Here is a 17495-nt window from a genome sequence, read left to right on the forward strand (position 1 = left end):
ACATCCGCCGGACTTACCTAACTGTGTGAATATCTCGCATGGGCCGTGTTCATCTTCATTAATTGTTACGTACATATTCCCGCAACCCGTACGCATTTTCATGGTGTACCCGTGAGTCATCTTCGGACGTAACCGCGGTTTCCGTACAGTTTTACCGTCTTCAGTTTTACCTGCACCTTTTTTTATGTCCGCTTGTTTTTGCCCAACGTTAAGAACCTGTACATCACGGCTGCCGTCACGGTAGACCGTCACGCCTTTACATCCGAGCTTATAGGCTAACCTATAAACTTTTTCGATATCATCCTTTTTCGCAGAGTTCGCAAAATTAACTGTTTTAGATACCGCGTTATCCGTAAACTTCTGGAATGCAGCCTGCATACGCACATGCGCATCCGGTGTTATATCCATAGCAGTCTTATAAACTTTTCTGATATTCATTGGGATCTCGTCCATGTTCTGGATAGAACCGGTCTTAGCAATTTTTTCGATTAACTCCTTCGAATATATCCCCGCGTCCTTCAACGCTTTCGCAAAGTACGGGTTTATTTCAAACAACTCGTCATTATCCAATACATTCGCACGGGTATAGATCAGCGCAAATATTGGTTCAATCCCGCTTGATGCTCCGGCAATTATACCGATTGTCCCTGTCGGTGCGATGGTGGTAAGCGTAGCGTTACGCCGTACCGGCCCGGAAGAGTAAACACTACGCGAAAAATTGGGGAACGGCCCGCGCCGTTTTGCAAGTTCCTGCGATTCTTTCTCCGCTTCCGTCCGCACATATGACATCACACGTTCCGCGGTTTCCAGCGCTTCATCAGAATCATACGGGATTTCCAGCTGGAATAATAAATCAGCAAAACCCATCACCCCAAGCCCTATCTTACGGTTTGTGCGGGTCATCTGCCCGATACGTTCAAGCGGATAGTGGTTGACATCAATGACATTATCAAGGAAATGTACTGCTATACGGGTAAGTTTCCCAAGTTTTTCCCAGTTAATATCCGCCTTACCTCCGCGGGTATGAGTGATTATACGCTGCAGGTTAATTGAACCCAGATTACATGATTCATAGGGTAATAACGGCTGTTCCCCGCATGGATTAGTAGATTCAATCTCACCGAGGAACGGTGTGGGGTTTGAACGGTTTATACGGTCAAGAAAGATAACCCCGGGTTCACCGTTTTCCCATGCATTCTGCACAATTTTATCGAACACTTCCCGCGCTTTAAGTTTTTTAACAATTTTACCGGAGTTCGGGTTGACCAGCATATACTCACCGTCGCTCTCCACCTGCCGCATAAAATCTTCGGTGATAGCTATGGAAATATTAAAATTATTAATTGCCAATTCTTCTTTTTTACAATCTATAAAGTTCATTACATCAGGATGATCAACTCTCAGAATACCCATATTCGCCCCGCGCCGCGTACCGCCCTGTTTCACAGCTTCCGTCGCTGCGTTAAATACTTTCATAAACGAAATCGGCCCTGAGGAAACACCATGGGTAGAGGAAACATTATCTCCTGACGGGCGTAACCGCGAGAACGAAAACCCTGTCCCGCCGCCGGATTTATGGATTAACGCCGTATTTTTTACTGTTTCAAATATTGACTCCATTGAATCTTCTATAGGCAACACAAAACATGCGGATAACTGCTGAAGTTTCGCTCCGGCGTTCATTAATGTCGGTGAGTTCGGCAGGAATTCAAGTGCTGCAATGCTCTGATAAAACTCTTCCTCAGTTTGTTTTGCGGACTCGCCATAAAGTTCATCCGCAGCCGCAATGTTGTGCGCTACACGCCGGAAAAGTTCTTCCGGTGTTTCTTTTACTTTACCGTTTTCGTCGCGTTGTAAATACCGTTTTTCCAATACTTTCAACGCGTTGGGGGTTAACAGATGCTTCGTTTCAGTTGCCATTTTTTTCTCCTAATATCTTTTCAATACAATAAATTACTTTAATTACTTACCCGCTGCGGTAGTTTCTTTTTCTTTCTCTTTTTCCTTATCCTTAACCTTTTCGAGCTTCAACGCCTGTTTTATCTTAGTGATTTCATCCAAGAATTCGTCAATGGTATCATAATTACGGTAAACCGATGCGAACCGTATATAAGCAACTTCATCAACTGCGCGGAGTTTATCCAAAACTTTTCTTCCTATAATATTACTCTTAACTTCCATTAAGTACGTCTTCCCGATTTCATACTCGATCTCACTGATTAACCGTTCAATAACTGCCGCAGGGATCGGGCGTTTTTCACATGCGCGGAGTATACCCCCGCGTAACTTGTCAATATTGAACATCTCACGGCGGTTGTTGGATTTTATCACAATCAACGGCGGTGTCTCTACGCGTTCATACGTGGTAAACCTGCGGTTACAGGACTTACATGTACGGCGCCGGCGGACTACCGAACTATTATCCAGCGGCCTTGAATCAATCACGATATCGCTATCTACATGACAAAAAGGGCAACGCATAAACTTCCTTTTTTTGGAAACAACTCCCCCAAGGGTTTAACCACAAATTCTTGATGGTTTAATATATTCTAAAAACGTTACTTAGTTACTTTCCGGCCACTTTCTTCATAGTGTTATTTAAACACGCACCACCACAATATATAGTAGCCCAGATATTGTGGTGAAAACCATATTACTAACCGTACAAAATGTTGTCAAGAATAATTTTAACAATTTTTTTTGCGTTTACGCGTACCCGTCGACAAAACTTGATTTTATTTGACATTTATTTTTGTAATGCTACAATAAACCCGGTTGTGAAATATATTACATTCAACTGTTGTAAACAACCAGTTGGAAAATGAAAGGCTGTAAAAATGAATAAACGCACAAAAAAACATAAACACACCTGGAACGGTTTACTGAAAACAATGTCACGGCTGCGTTCCCCGGGAGGATGCCCATGGGATGCAAAACAAACACACCGCACACTGCTTCCTTATCTAAAAGAAGAAACCGGCGAACTGCGTAAAGCAATCCTCAGCGGGATTGATGAAGATATCAAAGACGAACTCGGTGACGTATTGTTGCAGGTAATATTTCATGCGCAGATAGCCAGTGATAACGGTAAGTACGATATAACCGATGTTATTGACAACCTCACCCGCAAGCTACACCGCCGGCACCCGCATGTTTACGGGAAAACAAAGATTAATTCAATCAAAGAACTTATTACCAACTGGGACAGGATTAAACGTAAAGAACGCATACAAAATATAAAGTAAAGTTTAACAAATTCGCGGTAGTTGTTCACCTTCAAGCATCAACGCAATACGTTCCCCTCCATTTTGGGTGTTAACCACAACCTTAGGAACCCGGGATTCACGTTTTCTTACGGTACCAACAATCCCGGCATCATGACCAACAGTATGGCGGCGGATAGACTTCAACGCTTTCCCCGCAGATTGAGGCGGTACTATAGCAACAAACCGTCCTTCGCATGCCATGTATAACGGGTCCAGGCCAAGAATTTCAGCAGCTTTCTTCACGTGCCTGCTTACCGGTATTTTATTTTCATATACTACTATATCCACGCGAGATTGCCCTGTAATTTCGTTCAATGTTGTCGCTAATCCCCCGCGGGTAGGATCACGGAGGACACGTACTCCCGGTACCGCATGGAGTAACGACCGGATAACGTTATGCAGGCACGCGCAGTCACTTTTAATATTACTTGATATAAACCCCAACTTTTTTCTTGCATTCATCACCGCAAGTTCATGTTCCCCAATATTACCGGATACTATAACAACATCACCCACCCGGGCATTAGCACCGGAAAGGTTTATCTCACCATTGCAGAACCCTATGCCGGTAGTAGTGATAAACATCTTATCCGCCATCCCGCGTTCCACAACTTTAGTATCTCCGGTAACAATCTCAACCCCAGCACTTTCCGCGGTACGGATAACTGAAGCTAAGACTTTATCCACTACCGCGAGATCCAACCCTTCTTCAATAATCCCCGCAACCGCTAATAACCGCGGTACACCGCCCATCATTGCAACATCGTTTACTGTACCGCATACCGCAAGTTTACCAATATCCCCACCCGGGAAAAACAGCGGGTTGACCACAAATGAATCAGTTGACATTACCACCCGTTCATCAGGCCCGGCTTTAGTAATCCCAAGGTTATTAAGCGCATATACCGCAGCGTCATCACCTTTTCGTAATACACGGCTTCTCACCCGGGCAATCACAAGTTTATTGATAAGCTCGTGCATCAACCGTCCCCCGCTGCCGTGGGAGAGAAGGATTTTGTGCGCGATATTTTTATTGGTTTTCATTCGTTTACCCGTTTAATTTTGTCAGTAGTTTGTTATTACCATACATAACTTTAAACATATTTACTCGGTTTGTCAAGGTTCAAAGGGATTATATGCACTTGTTTCTATAACTATTAAACCTAAATCAAAGAAAAAATTACCTGTTTGAGGTTCGATTCCCCTCACCTCCACTTTTTGCTCCGACGTGAACAATTCGATGTTTTGACTCACGGCAAACATTTGGTAGAATATCCCTGTTCGGTCGTACTGTTCTTGTTGTAAACATGTCGTTAAAAATAGTTTAATATATTATGCAAATATTTAGAATATTGAGTATTTGATAAAAAGGAGATTCCACATGACCTATTATAAGCATGTACTTATTTCTATGTTGTACTTATCTTTTGGTTGCTGTTCAATTCTAAATGCAACACCCGATAAAGCTACATGGAAAAGAGAAATATTTATAGGATATAATGAAACACACTACTTTTCATATTTAATAGCAAGAGACCAGCCTGGTTTATATTACACATACACAGACATTACTTATCTATGTAAGTATCCGATTAATAGTAGAAAGGTAGAAGAAAAAATATTGGTAAGAAGAATTATATATAAGGAGTTATATGACGAAAAGAAGAACACTCGTACATGGCAACACCAAGAAGAAATACAAAATCCTATAAATACCGAAGAGTATTTGCTAAAAAACAATGTATGTTATGCATTTCCAGATTCATCACTTTTAAATCCTAATCAAGTTATGATTAATAAGGATGGAATGTTTTTACAGGGAAAAACGAAAAAAGTAATCTTGTTAACACCTAAACAGCTGCAAAACTATATGGATGTAGAAAAATTAGATTATTCACAAGCAAGAATTGAAACGTGTTATAATAATGAAACATTTTATTTTTTTATTGTTCTATACGGAGACTGTTGTTATGACACAGATTGGTTACAGACTATTATTATCATTGATTCGTCTGAGATTGAAAATGCTATGCATCAATTACATTAATAAAGCTAGTCCCAAGAGAATTGACAGCCATGACCAGCTTTATCCCATAAACCAGGTTCTGATGGCGTCTAATCCCTTCCAATATTTGGTATAATTTATCAAAATCAAAAAGGGCTTAATAAAACAATGTTCTGTCCAAAATGTAGGAAGCAATTCAAAGAAAGCATAGGAATATGTAGTGATTGTGGCTGTTCCCTTGTAAAAATATTCGATTATGAGTCAGTTGTAGATAAAACAGACTCAGTAAAAATATTTACCACCACAATCTTTCACGAAGCAGTTTTTGTAGAATCCCTATTAAAATCAAACGATATTGAATGTGTTGTTCTGGGTGGTAATACTTCTTTCTTCACTTTCAGTGATATGCAGTCACCAATAAACATTATGGTAGAAGAAAAGAATAGATTAAAAGCACAAAAAGTTATTGATCAATACTATGAAGACCTAAAAAATCAGCCACGGAATGATAAAGCAGAAGACTGTAAGGAAGAATATTATACTTCAAATAAATATATTTGTAATAATTCAGAGGAAATACAATTAGTTTTAAAGAAAATCCTAAAACGTCAATTCATGGTTATTGTTGTTTTGTTAGGTTCCTTGCCTTTTATGCTGTGTGTCATGTGGATAGAAAGAAACTTTATAGTAGGTTCTGGTAACAAAATCACGGAAATTGCAGCAATATTTTGGGCAGTATTATTTGCATATACAGGAATAATAACCGGACTCAGCCGGTGTCCTAAATGCGGCAAATATTTTTATCAAAATCGTATAGGGTATCATAATCCTTTTGCTTCAAAATGTTTGAATTGTGGTATAAAACTGGATGATGCGTTCAAAGAATCAAAATAATTTTGTGTTATTAGGATAGTAAGTTTACAGAATGAGGTTGTATAGGGTATTAAATACCCTGTCCTATGAACCAGGTTCTGATGGCATCTAATGAACTCCAAGTTTTCTCCAAAAAAAGACTATTCATATTGACAATTGTCTAACAATCGTCTATAATATGACTAATGAAAAATACTATAAGCCCGTTTACTCCAAAATATACAATAACCCAAAAACTTCTTGATTCAATCAAGAAGATATCGGTTCAAATAGCAGTACTCAACACCCGGCGATACCCTAAAGTTGTTCTTGCGGAATATGAACGCTATGCCAGGGAAATATCGTCGTTTTCTTCAACAAGTATTGAAGGAAATCCGTTACCGCTTACTGAAGTGAAACAAATACTTAAACACCTCCCGCAGAACATCACGGATAGTCAGAAAGAAATTGTTAATTACAATAATGCGCTCATAATGCTTAATAGTAAACTAACCACACAACCAACTCTCTTACTAGACCTGCCGCTAATACTGGATATACACAAAATTGTTATGAACGGTTTGTTAATACGCAGTAAATGCGGTACATTAAGAAAAGAACCTGTATTCGTCAATGATCTGCGGTTACGTAAAACAGTATACTGGCCTCCGGACCACCAGGATGTTCCGATATTAATGAAACAACTTGTCAGTTATGCGCAACAAAACATAGAAAAAACTGATCCGGTAATACTCGCAGGTATTTTTCATAAACAGTTTGTGGTGATACATCCGTTTATGGATGGTAACGGGCGTACAGTCCGTCTTACAGCAAAACTGCTTTTAGCAAGGATGGGGCTTAATACGTTTGATTTGTTTAGTTTCGAAAATTATTATAACAAAAATGTTTCCCGGTATTTCCAAAACGTAGGTGTACAAGGCAACTACTACGATGTTATGGGTTCTTTGGATTTCACTATGTGGCTAGAGTACTTTGCTGAAGGAATACTGGATGAACTTTACCGGGTTGCAAAAGAACTGGATACTGCGGTGGTGGAACCATCCACTGAGTTAAAAGAATACCACAAAACAATGCTAACATATATCGAAAAAAAGGGGTTTATTACTGACAGGGAATACGTTAAACTGACCAATCGCGCTCGTCCTACTCGTGTACTTGATTTTAATAAAATGATTAAATTAGGGTATATCATTCGTTATGGCAAAGGCAAAGCGACATATTACAAATTAAAGTAAGATGTTTGAAATCTCGTGAACGGTTTCAGTTTGTCAATCAACTCCCGAGTATACGTTATTTTAGCTTTAATCATATCAGCAGTAAACGCAGTGTCATACGTATACCCATAACCTAAGCGATAATCATGTTTCACAAGCTCCATAGCTTCCTGTGAATGCTTACATTCGCGGGTAAGGATCGCAACCATTTTCTTAACCACTTGTTTTTGCTTCGTACCCGATATTTTTGATAAATTCGGGTTCTTTAGGTCAGTAATAACACTATCCCGTGCTTCAAAAAACTCTTTCAGGTTCTGTGTAGTAAGTATACTATGATAAATAATCTTTGCTATCCCATACTCTTTAAGCAACGCTTCTCGTTTATCCTTGTTAGGCGTAACTCTAACCGCCTGTTTCAGGAGGTCAACACCTTTTTTCCATCCATCCCCCCACTGTTTAAGCTGGTACCCGAACAATTCAACTTTACCTTTAACCGTGCAGTTTGGATCATCTGCCAGAATACCGTTTCCCAATTGCCCGTATAGCGTGTAATGAATCGCAGTCTTTACCGCTGCGGGAGGTTGTTTTTTATGATCCGCAATACATTCATTCCAGAACTTAAACTCTGAGTACAGGATATCAGGGATTTTGTCGTTAATTCCTAGTACAAACGGATGCGCAGCGTTCATGTATAGCGGCCCGCGGAAGTACGGCCCGATCACCGGGTGATGCCCAAAACTTTTACTTAACAACTTCCATGCTTTCACACAATACTGTGCAGCTTTCTCACCATACTCGCGCACAGCTATTTTGTTGAGCAACACGTCAATACTCCCGGGTTCCGGATTCCAGCCGTACCAGTACGCAATTTCTTCCGGAATAGATCCGAGAAACCCGTAAAATTTCCAGCAGTAGAACACGCCGGTAATGTTATATTCCCGGATACGTTTTATACGTTCATACCAGCGGTACATCACGGGGTTGTATGGAACATAAAACACTTCAAGCGCTACAGTAGTTTCAGTTTTTACGTATAATTTCCGCCCAATTTCTTTAGCTAACCGTTCCTGCGCAATAAAACGTTGTGACGGCCCAAGAAAGTCAATACTATAATCCCATATATGCTTCTTATACCCATGCTTTTGTATTTTCTCATCTTTCTCAAATTCGGTTAGGAGGATAATATCTTTATTCATTCGGTTAAACGTTTTTGTTTGATACAAATCCTGTGACCACATCTTTGCGGAATAGGGCCATACCATGAACTTAACAGTACTCCCATTACTTTGCTGTAAGTGAAGTTTGCCGGTTACATTATTAATAAAATCAACAACCGCAGCGTCAGTATCCTCCTGAAACTTCCCCGCACACCGCTGGCAGTTGGTGATAACCTTCTCAATCCTAGGCGAACTGCGGGTATAGCAATGCAGAAACCCTTCTCCTCCGATGATAGCGACTAACCCGCCAAGACCGGGACAACCGTCTATAATACCGTTAATAACCTCAGCATAGTAATCATGTACTGCCGGATGGCTGGAACACAGAGTGTATGTTTTATACGCAAATTTTATTAATACACTTTCCGCCCCGCGAACTCCAGGGTTGTTCTTAAATACTGGATGATACTCCGGCAACGGCGGTGTGTTGAGGTTTAGATACAGGTCAATCCCGTACTTCTTACACCGATCCACAAACTTCTTCAGGGCAATAATGTTTTTCTCAGCATCAGTATTTACGAGATCAGGCAATATATTTGAGCTGGAATAATTGTAGATATTGATATACATAAAAATCCCGTTAATCCCGTAATGCGCCATCTTAGCGATATACCCGTCAGAATACGCGAGTTTATCCTCAGGATCATCCCATACGTCGTTAAACACGGTCCACGAAATTTTTGTCTCAAACCTTGGTAAGCGTTTCTCATGTCCGATTTTTAACACCGGCCCACCGCGGAAGCTCATAAGCTTCTCAAGGTAATACATCCCCTGTGCAAGCCCGCGGGAATGCGCAGCGGTTATCCTAACACACCCGGCGGTTATATCAACAATAAACGCTTCACCCTGGATCTCAGGAGGTAAAGAGACAGTATTAACTATTTTCTCTATATCCGATAAACGTTCACGGGAAAGCGTCACGGCAAATATATTCCCGGTATCTCCTGTTGCTGTAATACTACTTTTTCTTACCTCAACCCCCCAGGTGGTTTTAAAATAATCATGGAAATCTGCAACCGCAGTCCTGGTAATTATATCCGGCTGCCCGTAATAACAGAGTACCCACCCGGGACTAATACAAACTTCATTTTTCCCAGGGGGTATGGGGGACAGTTTTTCTTTGTGATGAACAACCGACAATTCTTTTGCAAACTTTTTTGTTACGCTAAACGGGATTTTTTGCATACACTTTTCCTGTTTCATACATCACTAAAATATTCTCTAATGGTGTCTCAGGTAAGATTGAACTCGTGGGAGCCAAGATAAACGGGTTACCATTACGTTTTGTAACCTCAAAACACCGTTCCACCGACTTTTTCACGGTATCCACAGTACCATAAGGTAAAGTATCAGTAACTGATATTGAACCCATAATTATTGGTGGTTTACCATCCATCATTTTTTGTGATGCAATAATTTCAAGAGTACACCCGGTTTCTTCCTGAAACCCCTGGAATCCTGATACTCTAATTTTATTAACCAACTGAGGAACAATCTTGCGGATATCACCGTCGCAATGCCATATAATCTTTATCCCCGCAGAGTGTAACGGTTCCACAGCCTTCGCTAATGCCGGGAAGTATATCTCATCCAACAGTTCCGTTGAACATAACGGGCCGGAGTTATAGCAAATATCCTGCCCGCCGTAAACATACGGTGCGAGGTTATACGTTTTCACAGCTTCCACAATTGCCAGATTCTTCAACCGCCCGGACTCAGCGGTATACTCATAGTATTTTTTTATATGTTCCGTATACATCAGCATCGCAGAAAGGTAGTTATCATACCCCCATGCGGTTAACGGGCCCATAAAGCCAGCCTGCCCAAAACTATCAATAAACAATATTTTCCCGCCGGCAAGGATGTCCAGCTTCTGTATTTTCTCAGCATACCTCTTTGCCACAGCGGTAATATCAAATTTCTGTGCTAAAACCTCCGGTGCGGGTAATGAATCTATATAATCTCTCACATCTTCAGGAGAAGTAAACACTTTCCTGGGTTTAGGTACCGGCGCAATGGTATGAGTATCAAACACTTCTTCCGCCTGGAACGGATCAATCGCACGGTGTTCACTTTGCGGTGAGGGCATGATAAACTGCGGGCAAAAGTTTACACCAAGCGCAAGCATGGTATCCACCACAGTCTTTGGTGCATCACTAAAAATATTATCTTTCCCCGTACAATGTTTGTACAACTCATACTTCATACACCACGGGGTGGATAATACCGGTACCGTCACGTTTTCGCGGTTTAACACACGTAAAACCGTTTCTTTCCCGGAAACATTCATATAATTATTCCCTCCCTCACTATGTAATAATCACGAAATTTGTATGTATAATAATAGCACATAAACACAGGTTTATTAAATATGAAACGGGGTATATTTAGATGAATAAACAAAAAATGGTTATACATGTTTTATCAATATTATTGTTACTGTTTATAACAATACAAGCATCAAAAGTTTATACTGCGGAAGTAAAAGGTAGTACGGATAATTTTAAAGGAGCACTAATGACTCAACCCGACATCGCAAAGTTTGACCCGAACATGGCATTTCCTGAAAGTAAACTTGACCACCTCAACTGGCTAAACCCAAAAACCAGTGATACCCTGCGTGTATGCGGGCTTGCGTGGTACGGGACTGATAAAACCTACCGCCGGATGCCGGTAAATACACCCGAACCATTACCTAATGCGGTGAACAATCTCGCGAACCATACCTCGGGTACACAGATACGTTTCCGCACAAATAGTAAAGAACTTGCGATACGCGTAACACTTCCCGCAACGAATAAAATGGCGCATATGGCAAGTACCGGCCAAAACGGAGTTGATGTATACTGGGGCATACCGGGACAAAAAATGCAGTTCATAAACACCGCAATGGTACAGTATGATAAACCGGTATACGAGTTGTTGTTGTACAACCAAAAAAATAAAGTTATGCGTGACGTAACACTCAACCTGCCGTTATACCAGGGAGTAAAAGAAATCCTTATTGGTTTTGATAAAGACGCTGAAATCTTACCCCCTCAGCCGTATAAGAATAATAAATGCCTTATTTTTTATGGCACGTCAATCACCCAAGGCGGTTGCGCATCACGGCCCGGGATGAGTTATACAAATATCCTCAGCCGTCGTATGAACTACGAATTTATCAACCTCGGATTTTCGGGTAGCGGAAAAGGCGAGCCTGTAGTTGCGCAAACAATTGCAAGTATCACCAACCTGTTATGCTTTGTCCTTGATTATGAACGTAACGCAACCGGTAACAATATTTATTACAACACATTACCAAATGTAATAAAAACCTTACGCGAGAAACATCCTTCGGTACCGATCATAGTGTTCAGTTGTATTAAAGTAGCGAAGGATTATATTGCTGACCCTGACCCCAAATGGGTACACAATATCCGTGATTTTGCAGAAAAAACTGTGACTGACCTCCGCACCGCCGGGGATACAAACATATACTTTGTTGACGGGCGCGATATCCTTGGCCCTAACTGGGATGAATGTACGGTGGACGGATTACACCCCACCGACCTGGGGTTCATGCGGATGGCAGACGCGTTTGAACCGGAGTTAAAAAAGATCTTGAAACTCGAATGAATCTCAATAAATACTTGAATTTAACACAACAAAAATATAAAATACGAAAAGAAGTTAATTTTTTAAGTTTTTTTGTAGGAGGAACGAAATGGGTATTGTAAACAGTAAAACCGGAGAGGAAAAAAATCTTTCCGTCCAAGAACTAATAGAAGCAACAAAAAAAGTCCGTGCGTACGATGTGGTTTCAATCCACGCTGCAGGATCCGGCCATCCAGGCGGAACGTTATCAACAATAGATCTTGCAACAGCGTTATACCTTACCGAACTCAAACATGACCCTGCTGACCCTAACTGGCCAGGACGTGACCGCGTATTTTGGTCCGCAGGACATAAAGCCCCTGCGTTGTACAGCTTACTTGCATACTGCGGGTATTATAAGGTAGAAGATATAATGACACTCCGGAAACTTGGCAGTAAGTTCCAAGGCCATCCTGACTGCCGTAAGATGAACGGCGTTGAAGTTTCTACAGGTTCACTTGGCCAGGGATTAGGCATCGCTGCGGGTAATGCATTAGCTGCGAAGATAGACGGCAAAAACTACCGTTGTTACGTTCTGATGGGTGACGGTGAACAACAGGAAGGCAGTGTGTGGGAAGCCGCGATGTTCGCAAGCCATCACAAACTTGACAACCTGGTTGCTATAGTCGATAAAAATAAATTGCAGATAGACGGCAAAGTTGCGGAAGTTATGAATATTGACCCAATAGACGAAAAGTATAAATCTTTTGGCTGGGAAGTTATCCGTATTGACGGGCATGATATGCAGCAGATAGTTGATGCATACGCTAAAGCGCGGACGGTAAAAGATAAACCTGTCGCGATCATAGCGGACACCTGCAAAGGCCAGGGCGTATCGTTTATGCAGAACGTTTGTGGCTGGCACGGCGTTGCTACGAAGAAAGATGATGAGCTCAACACCGCATTGAATGATATCACTCACGGGCAAATGTCAAAAGACGAAGTTGCGCGGTACCTCCAGATCGCAAAAGATTATCAGGCAAAGAAAGTTAAGGATACCGACGCTAAGATGCCGAAGTTTAAGAATAACTATTGGTGGAATAGCGCGGATAATATGAAAGCCGAAATGGACCCTACGAGATTCGGGTTTGGCCGTGCGCTTGAAAAAATGGGTGATGATAAACGGTTAGTCACGATCCACGCGGATATCTCTGATTCCATAAAGATCACCGACTTTGAGAAAAACCATCCGGACCGCAAGAACCGCGTGTTTAGCGCGGGTATTGCAGAACAAAATATGATGCAGGTAGCAGTTGGATTAGCAAAGGAAGGCAAAATCCCGGTGACCGGCACCTACGGCGTCTTCGCTTCAGGCCGTTGCTGGGACCAAATCCGTACGTCAATATGTTACCCAAAATTTAATGTTAAGATAGCCGGTGCGCATGGCGGTATCTCCGTCGGTGCAGATGGCGCGACACACCAGGCATTGGAAGAAATATCCATACTCTCAATACTACCTAATATGACCCTCGCTGTCCCTGCGGATTCTGTGGAGACCGAGAAATCAACAAAAACGTGTTTCCTTGACGTTGACGGGCCGGTGTATATACGGTTCGCGCGGGAAGCTACCCCTGTGATCTCAAAAACTGACACACCATTTAAACACGGCATGGCAAACGTTATACGGTTTAGAGGCGAAACCGCAAATTTTGTTGACGCGTTTGAGACCAAACTCGCGAGTAATTATAAGAACGAGAATGAACATATAGCTATCATTGCCTGCGGGCCAATGGTGTCGGAAGCAATGCGCGCGGCGTACATCCTGAAAAAAGAGTACGGTATTGAAACGCGTATAGTAAATATCCATACCATAAAACCTATTGATATTAACGCGATAAAGAAAGCGGTCTCTGAAATCGGTGTAATACTTACTGCAGAAGAACATCAGGTAGGAGGGTTCGGTAACATCGTTGCCGGGATTGCCGCTAAGGTTAAGGATTACAAATCACCGTTGGTGATTGACCAACTCGGCATTATGGACCGGTTTGGCGAGTCGGGGGATCCGTGGATGCTGATGAAAGAATTCGGCCTCACTGCAGAACATATCGCAGTAAAAGCATATAAGCTTGTGAATCATTCGGGAAAGAAGGTGAAGATTGTGGCAAAAAAAGTGAAAAAGGTGAAGAAGGTTGTTAAGAAAGCGAAGAAGACAGCGAAGAAAAAGGGTAAGAAGTAAAAGTAAAGTAAGGTTTTAATAACATCTCCGCAGGATGCATTCGCGTAATGCAAACCTGCGGAGATGTTATTTTATTTATATATTAGTTTCACAACTTGTTCCGCGACATCAAGATCTTTCACAGCATCAACAGCAGGTGATATACATGGAGTACCGTTTAATACAGAATCCACAAAATACCGTGCTTGTTCCGCCATACTCCATTTTTGAGAAACAACAGGTAGAGTAACAGCGCCATTACCGGTTGGGTTATTGATAAACACCCTGACATTACCCGCAGGCAATTTTGCCATTGGTGCGGGTAGTGAAAGATCAATCTTACCGTTATCAAACTGTGCGGAATAAAATTCGTTCCATACCCCGGTACCTGTATTATAAGTTGCCATCTCGAGGACTATAGTAATACCGGAAACACTCTCCCCGAGCATAACCATTCCTTTCGGATCAACATACTTTACAGTATAATCTTCACCCAAGAGGTAACGGATCATATTAACCTGGTGGATATAATAATTCACAAACGCAACATAGCGTTTCCCCATGGTTTCATCCATCCAGCTTGGATATGTTTCAGGATTAAAAACATTCTTCCCTACGGGTTTATCCTTTTGGTTAACCAACACCCTGGCGCCCATAGTCCAGTCACCCGGAGGCATTGATACACGAAGATAATTAAACTTTCCTGCCTCCCCCGATGTTTTCCAATCACCAATTTTCTTTTTTGTGAACACACTCCCGGGATCACTGCGTTTCATGTACGCTATCTGGTACACAACATTTTTTGTAGTAGCGAGGTTTACAAGTTTTTCTCCGCTTTCCTTAGTGATAGCAATAGGTTTTTCTGTTAAACAATGCTTCCCTGCGGAGAGTACGTCCGGAACGAGCCCGTGGTGTAATGCAAACCCCATAATTGCGACAATAGCTTCCGCCCCGCTTGACTCCAGCATCTCTTTATGGCTTGGATAAACTTTAGGAATACTATACTTCCTGGAAACCTCTTCTGCAGTGGCAACCCTTAGATCGCTTAACCCTACAATCTCAACGTTCGGTAAATTAACGTAGTTCGCAATATGCGCAGTCTGGCCCATGTAACCGCACCCAATAAACGCGAGCTTAAGTTTTTTGTCCATAAAAATATTTACCCCTGTATTCCTTTATTAATAAACAAGTACAACCCTTCTTTCCCCGGTGCTATTATATCAAGCCAACCATCACCATTAATGTCTGCGATATCAAAATAAATACCTACCCCGCTATGCCCGGGAACCGGCCCATAGTCAACAACGTTTTTCTCAAACTTACCATCATTAATTTTGAAGTAACACACGCAGACAGGATCATTATCTCCGGGATCTTTCCCGCAATGCGCGCGGTAACGCCGTCCCGTAACAAGTTCAAGTTTACCGTCATTATCAATATCTGCCATCCTGAGGTCATGATATTGTGAGGTAGTGGGATCAATTTCATGTTTTACCCATTGACGCACACCATCCACAACTTTTTGTTCCCACCAGTTCAAACCATACCCATGCGCGTGCCCAACAATAAGATCATTAAGCCCATCACCGTTTATATCATGAACAATAATTTCAACACTTGAATTCCCAAGCTCAAACTCTTTCCTTAATTCCCACATTCCTCCGGTTATAGATGACTGTTTCAACCACCCGTTCCGCAGAATAATTTCAGGTTTACCATCCCCGTCGATATCACCAAACCCCTGCCCATGACCGCTTTTACCATCAAATAAAACAACCTTCTTAAACTTCCCCGTACCTTTCCCGTTAGTGTCAGTAACAAGTTTGTAGTACACCACAGGATTCCCTGGTGTATTCGGGAATATTTCGGGAATCCCATCACCGTCAATATCATACGCGCGGGTAGTTTCAATTGACCCGCAGGCATCGATCTCGTATTCTTTCCATTCGACAGGCTGACCTTTTGGGTTTTCACGCCAGCGTAACGTTTTACCCCACCACCCGCCTGTGATGATATCTATCCACCCATCACCGTTAACATCCATTGGAATCGCAGAAAAATCATCGAAATACTCGCCTTCCGCACGGACATCACAGATTTTATGTTTTTTCCAGGAAGGCGCTTCGTACCAGTACGCACCGCATACGATATCAAGTTTGCCGTCGTTGTTTACATCCACAAATGATGCAGCTTCATACGCACCGTTATCAATACAAACTTTCTCAAATTTGACCATCTTAGTTACCGTCCTTCAGTCATTTTTTAACTAAAACAAAATTTTTGTGTTCCCCCACAGGCACTTTGCGTGCCAACCCGCGAAGTATACCGTTAAACCCCCGTGTTTTCATATGCTGTTTCCAAAGCTTTGTTATAAACTCAAGATTATCCTTATTCACTGTATTATTCATTACTGCCGGATGTGTTTTCTCAAAATACCTGAGGTTATCAAAATCATGGAAGTATTGTTCTATGTGCTTATCCTTATGCATCTTAGACACCCACTCGTCATCATGGTAGAGTTTATCAAACTCCCTGGTTTTTGCAACCATATCCTCCGGCATCCGTGCCCAGCCGTAATGATAAACGTATGCATCAACCGATACCGCCCGGGGTTTTCTATTGTTCACACGGAATCCCTGGGCATCACCGTATAGTTCCGCACCGATACTGTTACGTATAACCCGTACTTCGCGTTGGTACCAGTTACGCCCTGTTTGGTAAGTATAATAACTCCCGTAAAAATGGTAATACTTGAACACCAACGACTCAATCCTTGTATTATCCTTAACATCATCAATTTTAGCCTTAATCTTTGGTAAGTCGTCTTCATGCACAGCTTCATCTGCCTGGATATAAAATATCCACTTCCCCTGGCAGTCCTTCAATGCGATATTACCTTGTTGCGAAAGTATCAACCCTTTTTCTCTCAACGCTTCATCCCATACTGAATGTATAATCCGTATTTTCGGATCACGGATAGATTTTATTAATTCCAAAGTCCCGTCTTCAGAATCGCCGATGTTCACAATGAACTCGTCACAGATCGGGAGTACAGATTTTATGGACTCAACAATCGGATACTTATACTTTATGGCATTACGTACAAACGTTGCACCGCTGATCAACACA

Annotated in this window: 14 protein-coding genes; 6 read left to right on the forward strand and 8 right to left on the reverse strand. The window is 41.8% G+C overall.

Translation table 11 applies throughout. The annotated features are described in order from the left end of the window. The coding region (locus WC955_01125) for a vitamin B12-dependent ribonucleotide reductase (protein ID MFA5857648.1) at positions 1-1920 on the reverse strand (1920 nt) is incomplete at its 3' end. Between the two features lie 42 nt (positions 1921-1962). Then, entirely contained in the window at positions 1963-2481 is a 519-nt protein-coding gene (gene nrdR / locus WC955_01130; GenBank protein MFA5857649.1) for a transcriptional regulator NrdR, read from the reverse strand. 356 nt (positions 2482-2837) lie between these two features. On the opposite strand from nrdR, the gene WC955_01135 reads away from it, so the two are divergent. After that, the gene (locus tag WC955_01135) at positions 2838-3245 is read left to right on the forward strand and encodes a MazG nucleotide pyrophosphohydrolase domain-containing protein (protein ID MFA5857650.1); all 408 of its coding nucleotides are present in this window, start codon (positions 2838-2840) and stop codon (positions 3243-3245) included. A gap of 3 nt (positions 3246-3248) precedes the next feature. Here WC955_01135 and hypE read toward each other — a convergent pair whose 3' ends face one another. Beyond that, positions 3249-4310, reverse strand: a complete 1062-nt coding sequence (gene hypE / locus WC955_01140) for a hydrogenase expression/formation protein HypE (protein ID MFA5857651.1) — start codon at positions 4308-4310, stop codon at positions 3249-3251. 337 nt (positions 4311-4647) lie between these two features. On the opposite strand from hypE, the gene WC955_01145 reads away from it, so the two are divergent. The 3 genes from WC955_01145 to WC955_01155 all read left to right on the forward strand — a co-directional run bounded on the left by WC955_01145 (position 4648) and on the right by WC955_01155 (position 7379). Then, positions 4648-5313: a hypothetical protein gene (locus tag WC955_01145; GenBank protein ID MFA5857652.1), complete on the forward strand. Its 666-nt coding sequence runs from the start codon at positions 4648-4650 to the stop codon at positions 5311-5313. A 126-nt stretch (positions 5314-5439) separates the two neighbouring features. Further along, positions 5440-6165, forward strand: a complete 726-nt coding sequence (locus tag WC955_01150) for a DUF2007 domain-containing protein (protein MFA5857653.1) — start codon at positions 5440-5442, stop codon at positions 6163-6165. 164 nt (positions 6166-6329) lie between these two features. After that, a complete protein-coding gene (locus WC955_01155; protein MFA5857654.1) occupies positions 6330-7379 on the forward strand; it encodes a Fic family protein in 1050 nt (349 codons plus the stop codon). Here the strand turns inward: WC955_01155 and WC955_01160 are convergent. Beyond that, positions 7364-9760, reverse strand: a complete 2397-nt coding sequence (locus tag WC955_01160) for a hypothetical protein (protein ID MFA5857655.1) — start codon at positions 9758-9760, stop codon at positions 7364-7366. The genes WC955_01155 and WC955_01160 overlap by 16 nt on opposite strands. Continuing rightward, entirely contained in the window at positions 9741-10865 is a 1125-nt protein-coding gene (locus WC955_01165; GenBank protein MFA5857656.1) for a uroporphyrinogen decarboxylase family protein, read from the reverse strand. The genes WC955_01160 and WC955_01165 overlap by 20 nt, the downstream gene beginning before the upstream one ends. A 101-nt stretch (positions 10866-10966) precedes the next feature. Between WC955_01165 and WC955_01170 the strand changes: the two genes are divergently transcribed. Both WC955_01170 and WC955_01175 read left to right on the forward strand, forming a co-directional pair. Next, on the forward strand, positions 10967-12193 hold the full coding sequence (locus tag WC955_01170) for an SGNH/GDSL hydrolase family protein (GenBank protein MFA5857657.1): 1227 nt from the start codon (positions 10967-10969) through the stop codon (positions 12191-12193). Positions 12194-12281: 88 nt separating this feature from the next. After that, complete coding sequence (locus WC955_01175; protein MFA5857658.1) at positions 12282-14387, forward strand: transketolase; 2106 nt, start codon at positions 12282-12284, stop codon at positions 14385-14387. A gap of 71 nt (positions 14388-14458) precedes the next feature. On the opposite strand, the gene WC955_01180 is transcribed toward WC955_01175, so the two are convergent. From WC955_01180 to WC955_01190, 3 genes are read right to left on the reverse strand one after another with little or no spacing between them, the layout of a single operon-like run. Further along, positions 14459-15517 (reverse strand): Gfo/Idh/MocA family oxidoreductase, encoded by a 1059-nt coding sequence (locus tag WC955_01180; protein MFA5857659.1) that lies wholly within the window; start codon positions 15515-15517, stop codon positions 14459-14461. An 8-nt stretch (positions 15518-15525) separates the two neighbouring features. Next, on the reverse strand, positions 15526-16602 hold the full coding sequence (locus WC955_01185) for a VCBS repeat-containing protein (GenBank protein ID MFA5857660.1): 1077 nt from the start codon (positions 16600-16602) through the stop codon (positions 15526-15528). Positions 16603-16621: 19 nt separating this feature from the next. Then, complete coding sequence (locus tag WC955_01190) at positions 16622-17494, reverse strand: glycosyltransferase (protein ID MFA5857661.1); 873 nt, start codon at positions 17492-17494, stop codon at positions 16622-16624. Position 17495 lies beyond the last annotated feature (1 nt).

Source organism: Elusimicrobiota bacterium, from assembly GCA_041658405.1.
Taxonomy (GTDB): Bacteria; Elusimicrobiota; UBA5214; order JBBAAG01; family JBBAAG01; genus JBBAAG01.